Source organism: Lentibacillus salicampi (assembly GCF_004565465.1).
Taxonomy (GTDB): domain Bacteria; phylum Bacillota; class Bacilli; order Bacillales; family Amphibacillaceae; genus Lentibacillus; species Lentibacillus salicampi.
In genome coordinates this window covers 46,347-66,993 of sequence record NZ_SRHY01000012.1, presented here as the reverse complement: position 1 = coordinate 66,993, position 20,647 = coordinate 46,347, and the positions used below count along the sequence as shown (strand labels likewise).

General features: G+C 42.2%; 23 protein-coding genes, 1 tRNA gene and 1 other RNA gene. 22 read left to right on the top strand and 3 right to left on the bottom strand.

Annotated features, from left to right (window positions below; all coding sequences use genetic code 11):
• From E4U82_RS09445 to E4U82_RS09435, 3 genes are all read left to right on the top strand, one after another.
• The coding region (locus E4U82_RS09445; protein WP_167751370.1) for a transposase at positions 1-445 on the top strand (445 nt) is incomplete at its 5' end.
• Between the two features lie 108 nt (positions 446-553).
• A tRNA-Cys gene (locus tag E4U82_RS09440) sits at positions 554-628 on the top strand.
• 43 nt (positions 629-671) lie between these two features.
• The gene (locus E4U82_RS09435; RefSeq protein ID WP_135109954.1) at positions 672-1,454 is read left to right on the top strand and encodes a phospholipase A2 family protein; all 783 of its coding nucleotides are present in this window, start codon (positions 672-674) and stop codon (positions 1,452-1,454) included.
• A gap of 134 nt (positions 1,455-1,588) precedes the next feature.
• Here the strand turns inward: E4U82_RS09435 and E4U82_RS09430 are convergent, their stop codons facing one another.
• Positions 1,589-1,873, bottom strand: a complete 285-nt coding sequence (locus E4U82_RS09430) for a hypothetical protein (protein WP_135109953.1) — start codon at positions 1,871-1,873, stop codon at positions 1,589-1,591.
• Between the two features lie 1,294 nt (positions 1,874-3,167).
• Between E4U82_RS09430 and acsA the strand changes: the two genes are divergently transcribed.
• Both acsA and E4U82_RS09420 read left to right on the top strand, forming a co-directional pair.
• Positions 3,168-4,883, top strand: a complete 1,716-nt coding sequence (gene acsA, locus E4U82_RS09425) for an acetate--CoA ligase (RefSeq protein ID WP_135109952.1) — start codon at positions 3,168-3,170, stop codon at positions 4,881-4,883.
• A 165-nt stretch (positions 4,884-5,048) separates the two neighbouring features.
• Positions 5,049-5,567 carry a type 1 glutamine amidotransferase domain-containing protein gene (locus tag E4U82_RS09420; protein WP_135109951.1) on the top strand — a complete coding sequence of 173 codons (519 nt, stop codon included), beginning with the start codon at positions 5,049-5,051 and terminating at the stop codon, positions 5,565-5,567.
• A gap of 223 nt (positions 5,568-5,790) precedes the next feature.
• Here E4U82_RS09420 and E4U82_RS09415 read toward each other — a convergent pair whose 3' ends face one another.
• On the bottom strand, positions 5,791-7,080 hold the full coding sequence (locus E4U82_RS09415; RefSeq protein WP_135109950.1) for a glycoside hydrolase family 18 protein: 1,290 nt from the start codon (positions 7,078-7,080) through the stop codon (positions 5,791-5,793).
• Positions 7,081-7,143: 63 nt separating this feature from the next.
• Entirely contained in the window at positions 7,144-7,677 is a 534-nt protein-coding gene (locus tag E4U82_RS09410; RefSeq protein ID WP_135109949.1) for a cysteine hydrolase family protein, read from the bottom strand.
• Positions 7,678-7,744: 67 nt separating this feature from the next.
• On the opposite strand from E4U82_RS09410, the gene tadA reads away from it, so the two are divergent.
• The 17 genes from tadA to E4U82_RS09330 all read left to right on the top strand — a co-directional run bounded on the left by tadA (position 7,745) and on the right by E4U82_RS09330 (position 20,642).
• A complete protein-coding gene (gene tadA, locus E4U82_RS09405; protein ID WP_135109948.1) occupies positions 7,745-8,209 on the top strand; it encodes a tRNA adenosine(34) deaminase TadA in 465 nt (154 codons plus the stop codon).
• A 91-nt stretch (positions 8,210-8,300) separates the two neighbouring features.
• Positions 8,301-8,566: signal recognition particle sRNA large type (ffs, locus tag E4U82_RS09400), an RNA gene on the top strand.
• Between the two features lie 312 nt (positions 8,567-8,878).
• Positions 8,879-9,958 (top strand): sensor histidine kinase, encoded by a 1,080-nt coding sequence (locus E4U82_RS09395; RefSeq protein WP_167751369.1) that lies wholly within the window; start codon positions 8,879-8,881, stop codon positions 9,956-9,958.
• 168 nt (positions 9,959-10,126) lie between these two features.
• Complete coding sequence (locus E4U82_RS09390) at positions 10,127-10,768, top strand: response regulator transcription factor (RefSeq protein ID WP_135109946.1); 642 nt, start codon at positions 10,127-10,129, stop codon at positions 10,766-10,768.
• 410 nt (positions 10,769-11,178) lie between these two features.
• Positions 11,179-12,111 (top strand): ABC transporter ATP-binding protein, encoded by a 933-nt coding sequence (locus E4U82_RS09385; RefSeq protein WP_135109945.1) that lies wholly within the window; start codon positions 11,179-11,181, stop codon positions 12,109-12,111.
• Positions 12,112-12,123: 12 nt separating this feature from the next.
• On the top strand, positions 12,124-13,389 hold the full coding sequence (locus tag E4U82_RS09380) for an ABC transporter permease (RefSeq protein WP_135109944.1): 1,266 nt from the start codon (positions 12,124-12,126) through the stop codon (positions 13,387-13,389).
• Entirely contained in the window at positions 13,386-14,504 is a 1,119-nt protein-coding gene (locus E4U82_RS09375; RefSeq protein WP_135109943.1) for an ABC transporter permease, read from the top strand. The genes E4U82_RS09380 and E4U82_RS09375 overlap by 4 nt, the downstream gene beginning before the upstream one ends.
• A 226-nt stretch (positions 14,505-14,730) precedes the next feature.
• Positions 14,731-14,808 carry a putative holin-like toxin gene (locus E4U82_RS20630; RefSeq protein WP_425339516.1) on the top strand — a complete coding sequence of 26 codons (78 nt, stop codon included), beginning with the start codon at positions 14,731-14,733 and terminating at the stop codon, positions 14,806-14,808.
• 290 nt (positions 14,809-15,098) lie between these two features.
• Positions 15,099-16,793, top strand: a complete 1,695-nt coding sequence (dnaX, locus tag E4U82_RS09370) for a DNA polymerase III subunit gamma/tau (RefSeq protein WP_135109942.1) — start codon at positions 15,099-15,101, stop codon at positions 16,791-16,793.
• Positions 16,794-16,817: 24 nt separating this feature from the next.
• Entirely contained in the window at positions 16,818-17,135 is a 318-nt protein-coding gene (locus E4U82_RS09365) for a YbaB/EbfC family nucleoid-associated protein (RefSeq protein WP_135109941.1), read from the top strand.
• A gap of 80 nt (positions 17,136-17,215) precedes the next feature.
• On the top strand, positions 17,216-17,812 hold the full coding sequence (gene recR, locus E4U82_RS09360; protein ID WP_135109940.1) for a recombination mediator RecR: 597 nt from the start codon (positions 17,216-17,218) through the stop codon (positions 17,810-17,812).
• 15 nt (positions 17,813-17,827) lie between these two features.
• Positions 17,828-18,046, top strand: coding sequence for a YaaL family protein (locus tag E4U82_RS09355; RefSeq protein ID WP_135109939.1), 219 nt, complete (start codon positions 17,828-17,830; stop codon positions 18,044-18,046).
• Positions 18,047-18,116: 70 nt separating this feature from the next.
• The gene (locus E4U82_RS09350) at positions 18,117-18,383 is read left to right on the top strand and encodes a pro-sigmaK processing inhibitor BofA family protein (RefSeq protein ID WP_135109938.1); all 267 of its coding nucleotides are present in this window, start codon (positions 18,117-18,119) and stop codon (positions 18,381-18,383) included.
• A gap of 217 nt (positions 18,384-18,600) precedes the next feature.
• Positions 18,601-18,792, top strand: a complete 192-nt coding sequence (locus tag E4U82_RS09345) for a sigma factor G inhibitor Gin (RefSeq protein ID WP_135109937.1) — start codon at positions 18,601-18,603, stop codon at positions 18,790-18,792.
• 357 nt (positions 18,793-19,149) lie between these two features.
• Positions 19,150-19,791, top strand: a complete 642-nt coding sequence (gene tmk / locus E4U82_RS09340) for a dTMP kinase (RefSeq protein WP_135109936.1) — start codon at positions 19,150-19,152, stop codon at positions 19,789-19,791.
• 6 nt (positions 19,792-19,797) lie between these two features.
• Complete coding sequence (locus E4U82_RS09335) at positions 19,798-20,127, top strand: cyclic-di-AMP receptor (RefSeq protein ID WP_135109935.1); 330 nt, start codon at positions 19,798-19,800, stop codon at positions 20,125-20,127.
• A gap of 74 nt (positions 20,128-20,201) precedes the next feature.
• Positions 20,202-20,642: a YaaR family protein gene (locus E4U82_RS09330; RefSeq protein WP_135109934.1), complete on the top strand. Its 441-nt coding sequence runs from the start codon at positions 20,202-20,204 to the stop codon at positions 20,640-20,642.
• Positions 20,643-20,647 lie beyond the last annotated feature (5 nt).

The following is a 20,647-nucleotide window of genomic DNA, read 5'->3' as shown; positions in this document are numbered from 1 at the left end:
TCAAGCGCGCAAACAACTGAAGCGCCATCATCGTCTGCTGGAAAAACGCTGTGACATGCTAACGACCAAAGAGGAGGCTATTGTTGAGGCCATTTTGAAATATGATGAAAGGCTAAAATCTGCATATCACTGGAAAGAAGCCTTCATTGACTGGTATGACCTAAGTGCTGACGCTGAGCAAGCCAAACGGACATTGGATCAATGGTATCAACAAGGACATCGTATTTGTCATGACGCTGTTGAATCCTGTATCAAAACGATTCAAAACTGGGAGACAGAAGTGATTAACTATCATCGGCTACGCTTTACCAATGCCGTTGTCGAAGGACGTCATAATAAGATCAAAGCTTTACAGCGTCGTCACTATTTCACACGTAATCGGAATGTATACGAGAATCGCATCTTAGTCGAATGTAACTGGGCTTATATGGATGGGATTGCTTGAGTTCGTCAACCATAGATTTTGGTGTTGAGCCAAAAAATTTAATACAAATCTTGAAAGGTGGTTGTTTTTTTAGCCCGTAATAACTCTTTACTTAACAGATAACATTTTGGTGGCATAGCCAAGCGGTTAAGGCAAAGGTCTGCAAAACCTTGATCCTCGGTTCGATTCCGAGTGCCACCTCCATTTGGTTGCAACCATAATTATTTAATTAGAAAGGTGATAAAATATGGAATTAGTAATGTGGCAAAATTTTTTAAGCCATGAAGACGTTGAACAGAGATTTAAAGATTTCACTAGCACAGAAACTTATCAAACTATGGAAAAGGAAAAAGGAAAACTCCCTAAACCCAATTTTTCCAATTCTATAGGAGTAGATTTATTTTTTTATGATGAAGAAACAGTACAATCCGCTAACGTCGAAGATATAGAGGAAGTTCCTACAACAAAGGAAGGATATTTTATAGTAACTAACTTATCTGATGATATGTTACTAAAAGCAGCGTATATTTATGATTCAGATAATGATACTAAGGTAGAAATATCTAATTTAAAAAATCTTTTAATAGAAGATGATGGTAATATTATTAAAATAGATTCTTTTTTAAATGGAATTAAAAAGGATTCGTTCTCAAAAGATACTTCTGCTAGTGAATTAAAACCAGATCCGGAGACCTTTCAAAAGCAGCCTGAGGGAACTAAAGGCACTGTATTCAATAAAAACAGAACACTGGTATCCTTTCCTTGTGCAGGTGAGTGCTGTACTTTCGGCGGAGTCAATTATCAGCACTGTGGTAGTAACTGCGGGGTTCGAGGAGATTATGGAGGGGGCGATTTGCAAAATCAGCTTGATGGTTGTTGTTTCATGCATGATAATTGTTATCATGAAGGTAAAGGTTTTTGCGAATGTGATACTGATTTGATCGATTGCGCCAATAGCGCCTCAGGCCCTGGATCGAATACGATCATCGCGTTCTTCCTAGCTAAAACGACGCCTTGTACGATCGTTTAGTGAAATAAGAGTTATTGCAGTCAACAAAACTTTTAGGACTGCAATAACTCTAGTTTTTTATGCAGTTAAATGACTCACTAGTCTCTCTGAAAATAATTGATTTAATTTTACGGTTTTAAAGGTTTTTCTTCTTTTTAAAATCCATATATATCTACATATATAAAAGCTATCAAGGGAATTAAGGCAGCAGTAATCGTTATCATTAAACAAAGTATGTTTATTAATAAATGTATATATCCTTTTGCTCTTTTTATCTCCCTGCCGGAAACATAAACTCCATATATTCCAATAGCAGAATTAGCAAAAACAATTTGCAAAGCACCTAAAGTTAAATCAATATTCCATAAGACAATAGCGATTACATAAGCGATAAGTACCAAAATTGCTATAAAAATAGGATGTTTGATAAGGCTCTTCATTTTAAGACTCCTCGTAAAATAAGTTTTAACTTCACAGTTGATGTCAATTTCCAGTTTGTTTTGTTCCTTGACAAATGAATCTATGATTTTGTAGTCCGGCTAACCCGGATTACAAATTTCGGGCTTGGATGCTTCGGGATATTCCTAGATAGGTCTTAGGATCGTTTGGGGCAATGCATTTTCTCCTTGCAGATGAGTAAATTCTTCCGTTAAGTGACCTTTTTGCAGTAAGCTATTAACCGGTATCAGTATACATCTTTATTGTAAAAAAACGTCTACTCAGTAAATATCATTTTGGGGGAAGTCAACGTTTATTGTGTTCAGGGACCATAAACATTTAATTCCTAAACATTTAATTCCACTCTAATGCGTTTAAAGTGGACGTAAAGACAGTCTTTTGCGTCACTTTTCATTATAATCACCTCAATAAATAAGGAATTTTGATGATCCCAGGTGTTTATGCCCAACCCCCCTGAAAAGGTATATGATACGGCCTGCCTTGATAACCTCGTCGGTTTCCGGTTCCCTTTTTTGCCATAATCCCAATTTATCACTTTTGATACTGAGTGTACAAATGGGAGTATAACACTAATCGTTATCGGTTTCGGCATGGGAACAATTCTTCTGTTTTGCAGGCTTTTTTTACTTGTTATTCCAACTAAATGGCTCCGCCACAGATTCTCCCTTTCTATCGCCTCAACATAGAAATACTACCTCAATCGAAAATCATTCAAAGACGCATTGATCTCGTCTTTTGGATATCAATCACTATGTCGGAAACTCATCAAGATCTTTTATGTTATTGGTACTCGCAACTGTGCATTCGATGGAGAGCACATGATGAGGGATGTCCCTCAATTGAAATCCGTGCAGGAGGCAGCTTGATTATACAGGTTGTATAAATGAACAGATTGCCGGTATAAAATGTGTTAACGCTTGAGGTAATGATGTATATTGGGATGGCTTGTGAACAGACTATGCCCCCAACAAAAACAAATAATGAATGATATACAGGAAATGTGGAAGTTATACGAAAAGTAACTAAGAGAACGGGAGAGAAGTTTATTCATGTCTGCTGTTGGTCAAAAGCCCCCTTGTGCAATATTGTCGCAAGGGCTTTTTGAATACATTCAAATTAAATACTTTAAAATTGTCACAGAATGTTCTAAAATAAAGAGTAGTTCCCAAAATGTTTATAAAACTCTCTATAATTGTATAATCATTGCAATTATAGCGTATCTTGGAGTAAGCGGTTTTGCAACCGATTACAAATACTTAACATGAGGTGATAGAAATGGATATGCAGCGTATACCTGCACAAGACGGGAAGTATAATCTGCAAAACTATGAAAAAATAAGCGAGACGTTTTCATGGGAAGAGGTGAGCAAACATTTCAGCTGGAATGAGACTGGAAAAGTGAACATGGCGTATGAGGCTGTTGATCGTCACGCAAAAGACCCGGATAAAAAAGATAAAGCTGCGTTATTGTATTCGTCACCCGATCGTGAGGAAAAGGTAACGTTTAATGAATTAAGCAAACAAAGCAACCAGTTTGCCAATGTGTTAAAAAATCATGGCGTTGAAAAAGGCGACCGGATCTTTCTTCTCCTGCCGAGAAGTCCGGAATTTTATGCAACGTTTTTTGGCATTTTAAAAACCGGCGCCATTGCCGGACCGTTGTTTGAAGCGTTTATGGAGCAGGCTGTCCGTGATCGTTTACAGGATAGTGAAGCGAGTATGCTGATTACCACACCGGATTTGCTTGGTCGGGTACCACAGGATGATTTGCCTGATCTTAAGAAAATCGTGCTTGTCGGTGAAAACAATGAAACGTCTGACAAATACATTGATTATCAGAAGGAAATGAAAGATGCATCAACGGACTTTGATATCGAGTGGGTTGATCTAGAAGATGGTATGGTGATTCATTATACATCCGGATCGACCGGGAAACCTAAAGGTGTCTACCACGTTCATAATGCGATGATCCAGCATTATGCCACAGCAGAATGGGTACTGGATTTACATGAAGATGATGTTTACTGGTGCACGGCAGATCCGGGGTGGGTCACCGGAACAAGTTATGGTATTTTTGCACCGTGGCTTTATGGCGTTACGAATGTCGTCCGCGGCGGCCGTTTCAGCCCGGACAACTGGTATGGGACAATCGATAAATATAATGTTACCGTATGGTATACAGCGCCAACTGCACTCCGAAAACTGGTCAGTGCCGGTGAAGATGCTGTGAAAAAACATGACCTTTCATCATTAAGGCATGTCATGAGTGTCGGGGAACCGCTGAATCCGGAAGTCATTACCTGGGGGCTGCAGGCATTCGATCTGCGAATTCATGATACATGGTGGATGACCGAAACAGGTGCACAGTTGATCGTTAATCTGCCATCACAGGAAATTCGCCCAGGCTCAATGGGGAAACCCATCCCAGGAATTGAAGCATCAATTATTGATAATGAAGGAAATGAAGTACCGCCAAATCAAATGGGCAACCTGGCAATCAAGGCGCCATGGCCTGCAATGATGCGCACAATCTGGAAGCGTCCGGAGAAATATGAAAGTTATTTTGTTAATGGCTGGTATGTGTCCGGTGACAGTGCCTACAAAGATGAAGACGGTTATTTCTGGTTTCAGGGACGACTCGATGATGTGATTAATACATCCGGTGAACGTGTCGGGCCATTTGAAGTGGAAAGTAAGCTGATCGAGCATCCGGCTGTTGCAGAGGCAGGGGTCATTGGCAAACCAGATCCTGAGCGCGGAGAAATTATTAAAGCATTTATCACCTTGAATGATGGTTATGAAGATTCCGATGAACTGTTGGAAGAAATCCGCCAATTTGTTAAAACCGGTCTGGCTGCTCATGCCGCACCACGTGAACTGGAAATTAGTGATGCGATTCCAAAAACGCGCAGTGGTAAAATTATGCGCCGCCTCCTGAAATCGTGGGAGCTCGGGTTGCCAACGGGTGATACATCAACACTTGAAGAATAATCGGTACAAATCAGGCTTGCACCAGCGTTGTGTAAGCCTGATTTTTGGGGGAGCTGACTCTTTGGTGGGCCATAACAATGACACTCTTTTTTAAATCAAACATGTTTCAGCTTGTCTTCTCCCGGGTAAATTGAGAGTGAAGCATTTTTCAAAGGAGTGTTTAAAATGGCTAAAAAAATAGCAACAGTTATAACCGATATGTTTGAAGACGTTGAGTATACAGACCCGGCTAAAGCCTTTAAAGATGCCGGACATGAAGTGATTACCGTTGGTGCTGAAAAAGGCAAAAAGGTAACGGGCAAAAATAACGAAGCAATGGTCACAATTGATGAGGGAATCGATGATGTGAAACCGGAAGAATTCGATGCTCTGTTTATTCCGGGTGGTTTTTCGCCGGATATGTTGCGTGCTGATGAGCGTTTTGTCAAGTTTGCTAAACAATTCATGGATGACAAAAAACCGGTGTTCTCCATCTGCCATGGTGCGCAATTGCTGATTAATGCACGCGTGTTGGATGGGCGCAGAGCAACAGGTTTCAAATCTATCCTTGTAGACTTGGAAAATGCAGGCGCAGAAGTGCTGGATCAGGAAGTCGTCGTATGCAACAACCAACTGGTGACAAGCCGTAAACCGGATGATATCCCGGCATTTAACAGAGAGTCCCTGAATGTGTTGAGTTCCTAACAAGTAATCCCCCTAACCGCTTAAACAGCGATTAGGGGGGATTTTTTAAAAGATAAGAACGTATAAAATTTTGGGCTATATGAAGCTCTTTGTCCGCAATAGCCATGTCCAGCTCCAGCGCTCTCCCCTCGAGGTCTTAAGCAATCATTTTACGTGGCGACACCCGCCACTACGGATTCTTGCTTAAGCTTTTCGAAGGTGAACAAGGAGTCCTGCGCTTTTCTTAATCCAATTTCCGAATGGTGAAGTTATCCTGCAGGAGCAGCCAGTTTTGCGGGAAAGCCAGCCCTAATTTCCAGTAACTGATCCCCAATAAATTCAACTCTTTGATCATATCAAATTTTGCCTGAATCGAGCGTGCATCTTCAAACCAGACTTCATGATTGTTCCCTTGTGCATCGGTATATTTGTAAAATGGTGCTTGGGCTTCAGTATCATATTGAATGGCCGCATGTTGATTGCGTGCTCTGGTGATGGCCTCCTGAGGACTGACGGCTTCAGCGGGCTCGCCGTCCTCTTCAAATGGCAGTGTCCAGTCATAGCCGTATAAATTTTGTCCAAGCAGTATTTTGTCCGCAGGCATGACGCTCAATGCGAAATTGACGACCTCCCGTACCTGATCGATGGGTGATACAGCCATTGGCGGGCTATAGCTATAACCCCACTCGTACGTCATCAGCACAACAAAGTCGGCAATCTCACCGTGTGCGGCATAATCGTGCGCTTCATACAATGTCCCTGTCTGTTCGGCACTTGTTTTCGGGGCAAGCGCGGTGGACATGAATAACCCCTCTTCCGATAATCGCTGCTTGGCTGTTCTTAAAAACGTATTATAAGCGTCACGGTCTTCCGGCGGCAAAAATTCAAAATCAAAATGGACATCAGTGAATCCCACTTCATTGGCCACATTGATGATATTATCCAGCAGTGTGTTCTGTACAGCCTGAACCGTCACAATAATATGCCCGAGATCCTGGCTGAATTGACCTTCTTCCAGATTGGTGACGGCAAGCATGAGGGACGTGTTTTGACTGGCGGCAATTTGTGCAAAATTATCGAGCGGCGGGGCTGTCAGTGTGCCATCGCGGCTGACCTGATAACTGAATGGCGCCAGGTAAGTCAGATATGGGGTTGTTTTATTGGCGGCGTTGATTAATGTCTGGGAAACCTCTCCTCCAATAGGTTCGATATAGGCATTTGACGTGATTTCCGGCTTTGGCTGTTCAGGAATATATAAGCGCGTTCCTACAGATAACGTGGTGCCAACCGATATATTGTTGATTTGTGCAAGCTGTTCTGCTGACATGCCAATTTGTTGGGCAATGGAAGATAAGCTGTCTCCCTGCTGGACAAAATAAAATTGTCCAACGATCGGGATGACGATTGTTTGGCCAACTACAAGGTTATTCGGTGCATCGATTTCATTTGCGTCGATTAAGTCAGTTGGTGTGGTACCGTATGTATCCGCAATATTATAAAGTGTATCCCCCTGCTGTACGACATGAATTTGCAAAAAAATCCCCTCCCTTAAATCATTTCCTCTTATACCATATGATTTAAGCGAGGCGGATATAACTTAGATCGGATCAACGAGTGTCTTCATGACGGAATGCATCAGATAGAGTGCATAGTCATTGCCGTCTTTTTCCTCAGAAGCCATACAATTTTCCGGAACGTGCATGGTATATTTATACATATAGGCATCTTTTGCCGTAAATAAAATACAAATATCACCGGCAATCCCTGCCATGATCAGATGTGTTCTGCCCAGATCGTTCAATAAAGCATGCAGCGGTGTCTGGAAAAAAGCTGAATGCTGCGGTTTAATCAGAAAATAATCGGAATCATCCGGCTTTAATTCCTGTATAATATGCTGGTTTCGGCTGTTTTCACAGTGGTTGATGATTTTCCGGAAATCTGCCTGCCAAAATCCGTAATGATCATTAACATAGATAATCGGGATATCGTTTTCTTTTCCAAACTGTCTTAACTTTTTTAAACCTGGTAAAATGTTTTCCGTATGTTCGAGCAGCTTATCACTGCCATCAAAGTCAAAATCATTTATAATATCTATAAACAGAATGACGCTATTTTCAATTGACGTATCCATAAAGTGACTCCTTTCTTCCTTTCATTTTTTCCTTTATGAAGAATTTCAAACGTTTCGGGGTGTTAAAATGGAAAAAGACGCTGTATTTATGCAAGAGGCAATCAAGCAAGCGAAAAAGGCTGAAACCATGGGGGAAGTTCCGATTGGAGCTGTGGTTGTTTATGAGGACGAGATGATCGCGTACGGGTTTAATGTTCGGGAATCATCGCAGACGACGCTGTCACATGCGGAGCTTATTGCCATTGAAAAGGCGAACCAGGTCATTGGCAGCTGGCGGCTTGAGGATTGTACGTTATATGTCACGCTTGAACCATGTCCAATGTGTGCCGGAGCCATTGTCCAGTCACGAATTAAGCGGGTCGTGTTTGGGGCGCCGGACCCGAAAGCAGGGTGTGCAGGCACACTGATGAACTTGCTGCAAGACGAGCGGTTTAATCATCAGGCTGACGTTGTGGGCGGTGTACTGGAAATAGAATGCGGTGCATTGCTGACAGATTTTTTCCGAAAATTACGGGAAGGCAAAAAGAAATAGGAATTGAAAAGTGAGGAACAAAAAGGTTAAATTGTATCCACCTCAGAATTATCATTGCATTTTACATGAATAGACAGTATAATAATGATTGCCGTGCTAAGCGGGGAGGTAGCGGTGCCCTGTACTCGCAAGCCGCTAGAGCGGGGCCGAATTCCCATTCGAGGTCGGACGTCTTTAAGGTCTGCCTCAAGGGATTAGTGTTGACGCCCAGGTCCTGCGCAACAGGAACCCATGAATCCTGTCAGATCCGGAAGGAAGCAGCAGTAAGTGGTCATTCTTGTGTGCCGCGGGGAAGCCTGAGCCGAGCCATGAACTTGAGTAACGCTTAGGGATGCCCGATCAACAATGGGTGCACGGTATACATAATAGTGAAAGACTGCATCAATGTCGTTAGTGGCATTTGTGCAGTCTTTTTTAATTAGAAAAAAAGTATATAATTTACGTTCTCGATTGAATGGAAGTGAGTAATGAAATCAATCGGCTAACTCGCCGATTTCCACCAATCCGACCTCCGACTTCTGGCATCTAAAAAGACGTATCAGCGTTTTTTCTAAGTTGAATATCTGCAAGCATAAATTTTTTGTTATACTTTTAACAGATATTGTACTGAAAATGGGGCAATTACAGTGGAATCTTCAGTGTGAAACCGGTAGAAAGCAGGTATATAAAGTGAAATTATTTAGTTTACGGTTTAGTGTCTATGTCCTGCTTTGGGCATTAATCATTCTGTTGCACAGTATCAATCTACCATTAAGCATTATTTTATTTGCTATTTCGCTTGGACTTTATTTCTTCCTGTCTGTCAGAAAAGCATTATTGCTGCTTTATACCATGCTGTCGTTCATGATATGTATACACGGCTATTTATTAACCGATAACATTACATTAACATTAATACTTATACTGTTTATTACAATAGAAGCAGCCATGAACTTATCAAACAAGGTTCTTCCTGTTTATTTGGCTGTTAACATCGGATTATCGCTATCCCTCACGTTCCTTAACAATGGGCGTTTGCTTGAAATGATCGCTGTCAGTCTGCTTTTCTCGTTTTTAGTGCTGAAGATTAATCGTATGGCTGATGACAGGCAGGAACAAAGGGATATTTATGACCAGATGTTAAGTGAATATAGAAAACTGAAACGGATGAATCTGACTGCGGAACAGAATGCCAGACTGGAAGAACGGACAAAAATTGCCAGAGACATCCATGACTCGGTTGGGCACCGATTAACAGCATTGATTATGAAACTGGAGATGCTGGCTATTGAAACAAAGCATCCTGAATTTAATACATTAAAACAAATGGCTAATGAAAGTCTTGAGGAGACAAGAGAGGCAGTCAAAGCACTTAAAACAGATGAAAATGAAGGTATTGCAAGCGTCGTTCATCTGATTCGCAAACTGGAAGCAGAAAGTCATCTGCTTGTTCAGTTTACGATAAGACAGGGAATTTTATCGGTACATCTTTCAAATGAGAAAAATATTATTTTGTATCGTGCCATTCAGGAGGCACTGACAAATGCAATGCGGCATTCCAAGTCGAGGGAGGTTCATGTGACATTAGGAAAATCTGCAAACGAAGAGATTTCCTTTGAGGTCATCAATACAATCCATAATGCTGAACCATTTGCATATGGTTTCGGTTTGACGAATATGAAAAAGCGGTTAGAGGAAGCAGAAGGACGTCTCGAAACATACCAAACAGATGAAAAATTTGTAGTTAAAGGAACAATACCGGATTCATAAAGTGACCTGTGTGTGTCCTGCGTCGTGCAAGACCGAACAGAATCGGCCATTCAGGGACAATTTGCAGCCGTTTATAGTTATAGACGGGGTGAAATGAAGTTTTTTATTGGGACGCTTTTATCCATTGGGGATTACAGCCTTTTAAGGCGGATAAAGAGGTGAAGAGTTATGTGGCGTGTGCTTTTGGCAGAGGACCAATCCATTGTGAGACAGGGTCTCAGGGTGATTTTGGAGCAGGATGATAATATCACTGTTGTCCAGGAAGCGGCTAACGGTGAAGAAGCGATTGAAATCCTGGAAACGCACCTTATTGATTTTATTATGATGGATGTCAGAATGCCGGTTATGGACGGCATTGAAGCAACAAGGAAAATTAAGCAGAAATGGCCGGATATTAAAATTTTAATACTGACAACTTTCAACGATGATGAGTACGTGGTTGAAGCTCTGAAGGAAGGAGCTAATGGATTTTTGCTGAAAATATCGGAATCCGATAAATTAATCGAAGCTGTTTACAGTTGTATGAGCGGTGGCTTGGCACTCCACGAAGAAGTGGCTGCCAAAGTAATGCCGCGTCTTCTCCAGCGCTCCAAAAGCGGGCAGGAATTGGCTGTTTCCCTTTCAGAACGGGAACTGGCGATTACAAAGCTGATAGGCGAAGGATGGGCAAATAAGGAAATTGCTGAAGAACTCTATTTATCCATCGGTACGGTGAAAAATTATCTCACACAGATTCTGCAGAAAACAGGCCTCCGTGACCGGACGCAATTGGCTATCTATGCCGTGAAACATCATATTGCCGATGATTAGAGCACAGTTTAATCAGAATGTTTCCTTTAAGTCTTACAGCAGAAATAAACTGTGATGTAACGAAAAATTTGGGTGCAATAACATCGCTGCGGAAATAGTCCGTGCACCTTAGGGTGACCCGTGAGCCTCTTTGGTGAATGTTTTGCTCGTCCTGCGGGGTAGAAAGTAACAAACTATGCTGAAATCAACATAGCAATTACGTCGCAATTTATGGATAAGGTGTCAAAAAAAGAACCTTTAAAAATACAGCTATTTTAAACCATGGCTATTGCCGGGGCTTTCGGTAATAGCTTTTTATATTGCAAGCAGAAAATGACTTCAGTCACATAAAAATTATTGATTCAGTGACTTCAGGCAGTATACGCCTTACAGCAAACCATCGTAAAATACAAATAGAGGAGGGAGGAACAATGATTGAACTGGTGGATTTAACAAAGAAGTTCAAACAAAATGAAGCAGTCAAAAATTTAAATATGTTCATTGAAAAAGGTGAAATCGTCGGATTGCTCGGGCCGAATGGTGCCGGCAAGTCAACGGCTATTTCGATGATGTCATCATTGGTGGAACCGACTGGCGGTGACGTAAGGTTTAACAATGAGAGCATTTTGAAAAAACCTGCCCCATTACGGAAAATTGTTGGCATGGTACCGCAGGAAATTGCGCTGTATGATGATTTAACTGCAGAAGAAAACATGCAGTTTTTCGGACGTATATATCGGTTAACAGGTTCCGCATTGAAACGGAAAACTGATGAAGTGCTGGATCAGATCGGTTTGAGTGAGCGCCGTAAACAAGTGGTCAGTAAATTTTCCGGCGGTATGAAACGGCGTTTAAATATTGGTGTGGCAATGCTGCATGATCCGGAGCTGCTGATCATGGATGAGCCGGCAGTCGGTATTGACCCCCAATCACGCAATTATATTCTGGAAACTGTAAAGCGTTTGAATGAGGAAAGACAGATGACTGTTCTGTATACGAGTCATTACATGGAAGAAGTCGAATTTCTGTGTGACCGGATTTATATTATGGACCAGGGGAATTTGATCGCATCGGGCACAAAAGAGGAAATTAAGCAAATACTGTCTGCAGAGAAGACTATCTCCATCAAAACCCATCGGCTGAACGAGCGATTTATTGCGCTGCTTCAAGAAACGCCAACAATTAATCGAGTGATTGCCGGCGAAAAAGAAGTGACCATAACCGTCCCGAAAGAAATCAATATGTTTCCTAAGTTAATTCATCTGGCAGAGGAAGCCGAACTCGAGCTGAGCTCAGTTGATATCAAGAACCCGACCCTGGAAGATGTATTTCTCCATTTGACAGGTCGGGCACTCCGGGATTAGGTGGTGAATCATATGATTTGGCAAATTATGAAAAAGCAAGGACTTATGTTGATCAGAAACCCTGTCCAATTGTTTTTACTGATTGGGTTGCCTATGATATTAATTACCATTCTCGGAATGGCGCTCGCCAACTACATGAATGGAGAATCCAGCCCGATTGATGTCAAGCTGGCGATTGTAGAGCACGGCAACGAGGAAGAGCAATTGGATCGTTTTATGAATGATATGAAAACCGAATTACCTCCTGAAGCCATCGAGGGGATTGAGTCGGGAACTGCTGGTCTAACACCGATTAGTACATTAAAGGAAGATATTTTAGGCAGTGATGAACTGGACGGCAGGATTAATGTTCAAGAAGCATCTCCGGAAGAACTTGATAACTTATTGGATGATGAAACGTATACGGCTGTGATAGAAGTACCTGAGAATTTCACATATAACATGCTCGAATATATGGTACTTGATAAACAGGTACAGCCTGAATTAAAGGTTTCACAAAACGAAATGCAGGAAATTGGCGTATCCGTTGTAAACGGTATTCTGGAGCAATATCAGGAACAGTTTACATTAGGCACATTTGCAGGCAAAAGTGGAATTGATCCCGGTGTTCTTGATCTGAATGGCGATGCGTCAGAAGGCGTGATAACGACCGTTAATCAAAAAAACCCGATCACCGCGAAAGGTTATTATGCAGTCGGTATGGTTGTCATGAATGTGCTGTTCCTGGCTTCCACTATTGGCTCAATTGCATTTTACGAGAAGAAAATTCACGTATTCGATCGTATTATTCTGGGAAATGTGTCACGCTGGAACTATTTCATAGGGGTTCTGCTGTCAGGTATGATTTTCGGCTTTTTCCATTTATTGATTGTTTATGCATTTGCATGGCTTGTTTTTGGCGTAGCCTGGCCGGACTTGATGGCATTTTTAACTGTGACGTTTATCTATGCAATGGCAGTCGGCGGTATAGCTGTGCTGCTGACAGCGATAAGCTACCGGATCAATTCGGAGCTGATAACAAATTTTTTTTCCGGAATACTGGTAAGCCTGATGGCGTTTTTAGGAGGAAGCTTCTTTCCGATCGGTGACTCGTCTGCACTCTTTCGGACAATCGGCAATTTGACGCCAAACGGAGCAGGGATGTCGGCTTATATTGCTATTTTGAGAGGTGATGGCATTCCGGACGTCTGGAACCATCTCTTGTTCCTCATTATTTTTGCATTGCTGGCTATCATTCTGGCTGTTCTCAGCTTTCCGAAAAGGGGGTTGACGTCATGATTGGAATTTTACTTTCAAAACTGAAAATGTTTATCCGTAACCCGCTGATATTTATCATTTTCACCGTCATGTCGATTGTGTTTGCTCTTGTAATGGGTGGTTCAAACCTAGAGGGGAATATTCAGATACCTGCTTATGCAGCAGATGAATCAGCCAAGGAATCCACAGTTGGTGAGGCTTTTAATGAAATAGAGGGATTTGCTTTCAATTGGGTGGATGAAAAAGAAACGGTGGAAGAAGAAATATCAAACGGGAGAGCGGAGGTTGGCACCATCCTCCGGGAAGATGACTTTCAATTGATTGTCGGCGTAGAATCGCCAAATGCCGGTACAGTTGAACAGATGATTCAGAGAGCTTATACCAAAAAGCAGCGGCAGGAACAAATTCTGGAAGCGGCACGAACCTCGGGTACTATGGAAGCCGATGCTGTACGGACAGAATTGGAGAAAGCGATGACCAAACCAATATTTTCCATGGAAACGAGCTACTTCGGCAGTTCAGATGATTTTGAGTTTGACAGTACATTCCATACGCTGTTTGGCTTTGCATTGTTTTTTGTCATTTACACGATTGGTTATAATGTTTTACCAATTTTAACGGACAAAAAGGATGGTTTGTGGGATCGGATGATCTTATCGCCTGTAAAAAAGTGGGAGATGTATGTTGCCAATCTGATTTATAGTTTTTTTGAAGGCTATTTGCAGGTGCTGATTATTTTTCTCATTTTTCGTTACTTGGTAGGTGTAGATTTTAATGGGAGGTTTGCGGAAACCCTACTTCTTCTCGTTCCATACGTGTTCGCAATTGTCGCATTATCCATCCTGATAACAGGTTTGGTTAAAAATGTCCAGCAGTTCAATGCATTGCTGCCGATTATTTCAGTCAGCATGGCTATGATTGGCGGTGCATTCTGGCCGATTGAAATTGTTGAATCTGAAATTCTGCTGATGCTGTCCAAGATTAACCCGCTGACGTATGGTATGGAGATCCTGAACGGTGCTGCGCTTTATGGCTATGCGCTGGAAGAGCTAATGTACCCGGTCAGTATCCTGTTATTGATGGGTGTTGTGTTTATGGGAATCGGTATTCACTTGATGGAACGGCGGCATGTGTGACAGCTGGATCGATGCATGATGCGGTCAATCCATCCATTAAGCCAAAGGAACTGCAGGGTATTAGTTTTCCGATAAATCGCAAAAGAGACACATGTTTAAACTTTAAAATATCATAACAGTAAGGTATAATGGATACATGCAGTGATCGTTTTTCTCAAGGGGGGTCGGCGCACTTCTGTCGGTTGTAGTGTCATGCGATACGCTATAACGGAAGGAGGTGTTGCCTATGTCCGTGTTCGAGGCAATGGTTATCATGATTGCATTCTCAACGCTGGTTGTGGCAATCATCGACCATAAAAAATAGACCTCCCTTGGTTTATCAGCCGGTGAGGTCTATTCTTCACTAGCGCTGACCCCTCTTGAAGGGGAAGCGATTCATTGCTGGCCGAAGATATGACTGTATCTTCGGTCGTTATTATTTTATGTCTTTCTATGTATATTATAACACAAAAAGCCGGTTTGCAAACAAAAGTGTATGGTTAAATCAAAATTAAATCCTTCTGCTAACAGGGTTTTCATATTACTTTAAGGTTCACATTTACCCATGAAATCGGGTATAATTTAGATAGAACTGATAAAGGGGAAACATTCATTATGAGCTATCAGGCACTATACCGCGTATGGCGGCCAGGAACCTTCCAGGATGTTGTTGGACAGACCCACATTACGAAAACACTGCAAAATGCGATTGTTCAGGAGAAATTTTCACATGCTTATATTTTTTCCGGACCGCGGGGGACGGGGAAAACAAGTGCTGCGAAAATTTTTGCGAAGACGATTAATTGTGAACATGCCCCTGTCAAAGAACCATGTAATGAATGTGCAGCCTGCCGTGGTATTCAGGAAGGTTCGATTAACGATATAATCGAAATGGACGCGGCATCGAATACAAGTGTTGAGGACGTTCGAGAAATACGTGATAAGGTTAAATATGCTGCAAGCTCGGTTCCCTATAAAGTGTACATTATTGATGAGGTGCACATGATTTCAACAAGTGCATTCAATGCACTTCTAAAAACATTGGAAGAGCCTCCGAAGCATGTTGTCTTTATTTTGGCGACGACCGAACCTCACAAAATCCCGCTGACAGTTGCCTCAAGATGCCAGCGTTTTGATTTCAAACCGATTTCAAATAAATCAATTGTTGAACGGATGCGGACAGTTATTGAAGCGGAACAAATCGCTGTGTCTGATGAAGCACTTGAAACGATTGCACTCGCTGCAGAGGGTGGTATGCGGGATGCACTCAGTATTCTTGATCAGGCGATATCGTACAGCGATGAACGGGTTGAAGTGGAAGACGTCCTTGCCGTTACAGGCGGTGTGGCACAGGGAATTTTGACGGACATTGTCAAGGCCATGCATCATCAGGATGTGCAGAAAGCTTTAACATTGCTTGACGAGTTGATTCAGAACGGAAAAGATCCGGCACGTTTTGTGTATGATCTGATTTATTTTCTGCGGGATTTATTATTGTACAAAAGCGCCCCAACACTTGAGGATATCCTGGAGCGGGCGATGGTGGACGAACCATTTAAGCAGCTTGCTGGAGATGTTTCAGAAAACTGGATTCAGGACGCGATTACTCAGCTTAATCAGTGTCAGCAGGAGATCAAATGGTCAACCAGCCCGAAAGTATTCATTGAAATTGCTATTCTTACGATAACCAATCAAAACGCACAGACAGAGGAGAGACAAAATGCGGTAGACCCCGAAGCTGTTACGAGACTCACGGGCAGACTGGAACAACTGGAAAAGGAATTAACAGCATTGAAGGAATCACCTGCACCTGTTAAACAGCAGGCGCCGGGGCCGGAACCAAGACGGCAAAAGCCAAGAACATCCAAAAACAGTTACAACATTCCATATGAAAAAATCCGCAGTGTTCTGGATACAGCGGAAAAGCCAATCCTTAATGAAGTCCAGTCCCAATGGGCCTCATTTTTAAGTCAGCTGAAATCGACAAGCGCCCCTGCACATGCTACAATACAGGACAGCAAGCCTGCAGCCGCATCACGTGATACATTAATCGTTCAATTTAAATATGAAATTCATTGCGCGCTGTTTTTGGATAACCAGGATACCGTCGAATCGGTGCTGACAAGTGTGACTGGCAAAAAGTGGACGATTATCCCAATTCCAGTGAATAATTGGCAAGAACTGCGCAATGAATATTTAAGCAGGCAGGAACAATCAGCGAGTAGACAAGAAGATCAGCAGGAGGATTCCCTGGTGGAAGAGGCTAGAAAACTGGTAGGGGATGAGCTGCTGGAAATCCATGAACAATAGATAATTTTTTAGGAGGCGTTTTTTATGAAAGGCAATATGAACAATATGATGAAGCAGATGCAGAAGATGCAGAAAAAGATGATGAAAGCCCAGGAAGAACTGCATGAAATGACATTTGAGGCATCAACCGGTGGCGGTATGGTGACTGTCGTCGCCAATGGCAAGAAAGAGATCACCGATGTGCAGATCTCAGAAGAAGTTGTTGACCCGGATGATATTGACATGCTGCAGGATCTTATCCTTGCTGCGACAAATGATGTTATCAAACAGATTGACGACAAAACAAACGATACAATGGGTCAATTCACACAAGGAATGAATTTGCCTGGCGGAATGTTCTAATATTCGAGAATTGGCTGGTTGACCTTACAGGAAAAACGCAGGGATTCAAATGCCCGGTTTTTCTAACAGGAGGCATGCTCATGTATTATCCGGAACCGATTTCCAAACTGATTGACAGTTTCACAAAATTGCCGGGGATTGGGCCTAAAACTGCAGTTCGCCTGGCATTTTTTGTGTTAAATATGAAAGATGATGACGTCCTTGATTTCGCCAAGTCACTGGTGAATGCCAAAAGGGAGCTGACACATTGTTCAACGTGCGGACATATCACTGATCAGGATCCATGTGCCATCTGCCAGGACACCTCAAGAGACGGCTCGATTATCTGTGTTGTGCAGGATCCAAAAGATGTGATTGCGATGGAAAAAATGAAAGAATTCAATGGAAAATATCATGTGTTGCACGGCGCGATTTCGCCGATGGACGGAATCGGCCCAGAGGATATCAATGTGCCGGATTTGATCAGCCGGCTGAAAGATGAAGAGGTCGAGGAACTGGTTCTGGCTACGAACCCGAATATTGAAGGAGAAGCGACAGCGATGTATATTTCCCGGCTTGTGAAGCCATCGGGGATCAAAACAAGCCGGATAGCGCACGGGCTGCCAGTTGGCGGTGATCTGGAGTACGCAGATGAAGTGACGCTATCTAAAGCATTGGAAGGCAGACGAGATCTATAAAGACAGGTGAAGCGGATGGGGAGAAAAAAGCGAAAACGGGAAGTGGATGAACAATTATTGGATTCATTGTTTCATATTGAGCAAGAGTGGAAACAAATTCAGTCTATCGTGGACAAAAGCATCGAACCGACCGATGTTGGTTTTTACCACCAGAACCTCGCAAAGGCTAAGTATTTATTTTTATTGAGGGAAGCAAGGCGGCGGAAAATTAGTGCCATCCAGTACAATCAATAGATTTCAGTTCTTTTTCCCCAAGTCCTTTCATATATAAGTAGAAAGGGACAAGGAAAAGGAGTGACTCGGCATGAGTTCGACACTGGTTATTTCAATTATGGTTGTATTAATTGTCATTCTATTATTCGTAGGTGCCCCCGTTAAACCAATGCGTTTTATCGCGAACAGCACTGTGAAACTTGGGATTGGCATATTGTTTTTATTTTTCTTTAACGTATTCGGAGGAGCAATCGGTCTGCATATCCCCATTAATCTATTTACAGTTATCATTTCAGGCTTTTTGGGTTTGTTTGGACTGACATCACTTGCCGCCATTCATTTATTTATCATACCTTAAAAATTTGTTCTGGCCCATCGTTCGTTTAAATTGTAAAGAAATAAGCCCCCCTGGCATATACTTTAATTGTAACGTCAGAAAGGATCATTCATGGATAGTCTTTTTTAGGAAAACTACTCATTCACGAAAGAACAAATGCAAGTTTCTCTAAAAAAGTTTCAATGATTCGTATAAAATTCGTTAGATTAGGAGATACTAAACTAACGGAGGTGGGGAGATGGAACAAAACATAATGATGGAACGGTGCGGTATTTGCGAGGAAGAAAAGGAACAGGGCATTCATTTATACAAACTATTTATTTGCTGTGAATGTGAAAAAAACATGATTCATACCGAACCAAGGGAAGAAAAGTACCGCTACTATCTGCGAAAATTAAAAAATATGAATCAACCAACTTTATATTCCTAATAAATGGTGGTCGTCTGCGAATTTTAGCAGAGGCCTTTTTTGTTGTAGCGTCGGAAAGAGTGGCACTGCAACGGCGTCCGGACGCTAAAACTCGTGGTGCTAAGTTATCCGGATTATTTTGGTAATACTTTTGAAACAAAAGAAATTATAGCGCTCATCCATGAATACAATATACCAGTGCTGCTTACCCGGAGCTTTCCACCAATTATTAAGTGTTGTTCGCTGATGGGCTTTTGCCTTATGATGGGGTAAATTATTAAAAAAAAGCAGGCAGGTCCATTGGTGTCCAATTAAAAAATCCGCTGAATCATGGTATAATAGATACAGACAATCTTTTTGCAGAAGGAGTAACGACACGTGAACGGTTATTTTATCACATTTGAGGGTGGCGAGGGATCCGGTAAGTCATCCATTCTAAAGTCAACTGAAAAAAAACTGGCGGATCTTGGCTATCATGTCCTAGCGACACGGGAGCCCGGGGGCATCGAAATAGCCGAAAAAATCCGTGACGTCATTCTTGACCCGGAACATACCGCAATGGATGCACGGACCGAGGCATTACTGCTGGCAGCGGCACGCAGACAACATTTGACTGAAAAGATTCTCCCTGCCCTGGAAGAAGGGAAAATCGTTCTCTGTGACCGGTTTGTCGACAGCAGCCTTGCCTATCAGGGGTTTGCCAGAAAGCTCGGGATTGATGAAGTGTTTTCAGTTAATCAGTTTGCCATTCAGGATATGATGCCGGATCGGACACTTTTTTTTGATATTGAACCGGAAAAGGGTTTAGCCCGCATTGCAGCGAATAAAAATCGAGAAAGAAACCGTCTCGATCTTGAGAATATCCGGTTTCATGAACAGGTTTATGAAGCGTATCAATTACTTGTGTCAAAGTTTCCGGACCGCATTCAGGTCATTAATGCGGATCAGTCATTTGCACAAGTTGAATTTGATGCAGTGAAATATATCGACTCTTATTTAAAAATACGGAAAGGAGGTTGAGGAGCCATGAAGTTACTCATTGCAGTTGTTCAGGATAAAGACACCAACCGTCTTGTTGATGCCTTAGGTGAAGAAAATTTTAAAATCACCAAGCTTGCGACCACCGGCGGATTTTTAAAAGAAGGCAACACCACTTTAATGATTGGCTGTGAGGATCAATATGTCGACCAGGCCTTGAATGTCATCAAGGACAATTGCTCCAAACGTGAACAGATGGTTGCACCGATCTCACCAATGGGCGGCAATGCTGATTCATATATTCCAAAGCCGGTCAAAGTCGAAGTCGGCGGTGCAACAGTATTTATCCTCCCAATTGAACAATTCATGCAGTTTTAGAAACAAAGGTGTTGCAGGCGTTTCCGCAAAGCCGGATAGGAAAAGTGAAGGCGTGTGTTAAGGGGACTGATTTAATGAAAGTAAATTCGGAACTGCAATCAAAAATGGATACACCCACAAAAGCAGGGCGCTCTCCTGCAGAAGGCCGGCCGTCATTTAACGAAATGGTTCAGTCCCAAACACATCAGCTCAAGCAGCAGGAAATTCAGCAGTTGATGAAGAATATTACGGTACAGGGGAATAAGCTTGCCCGGTTTCGTTCCTTTCGTGATTTGGCCAAATTTAAACGGATGGTCAAACAATTTTTACAGGAAACCGTAAATGGTGGACTGGCATTAGAGACGTCTCACCATTTCAGTATGGATGGTCATAATCATAAACTGGCCATTGTCAAGGAAGTGGACGAAAAGCTGGTTGAATTAACCGAAGAAATCATGAATCATGAACGAAAAACGGTGGACTTGCTGGGTCTTATCGGAGAAATTAGGGGTCTATTGGTCAATCTATATATGTAAATAAA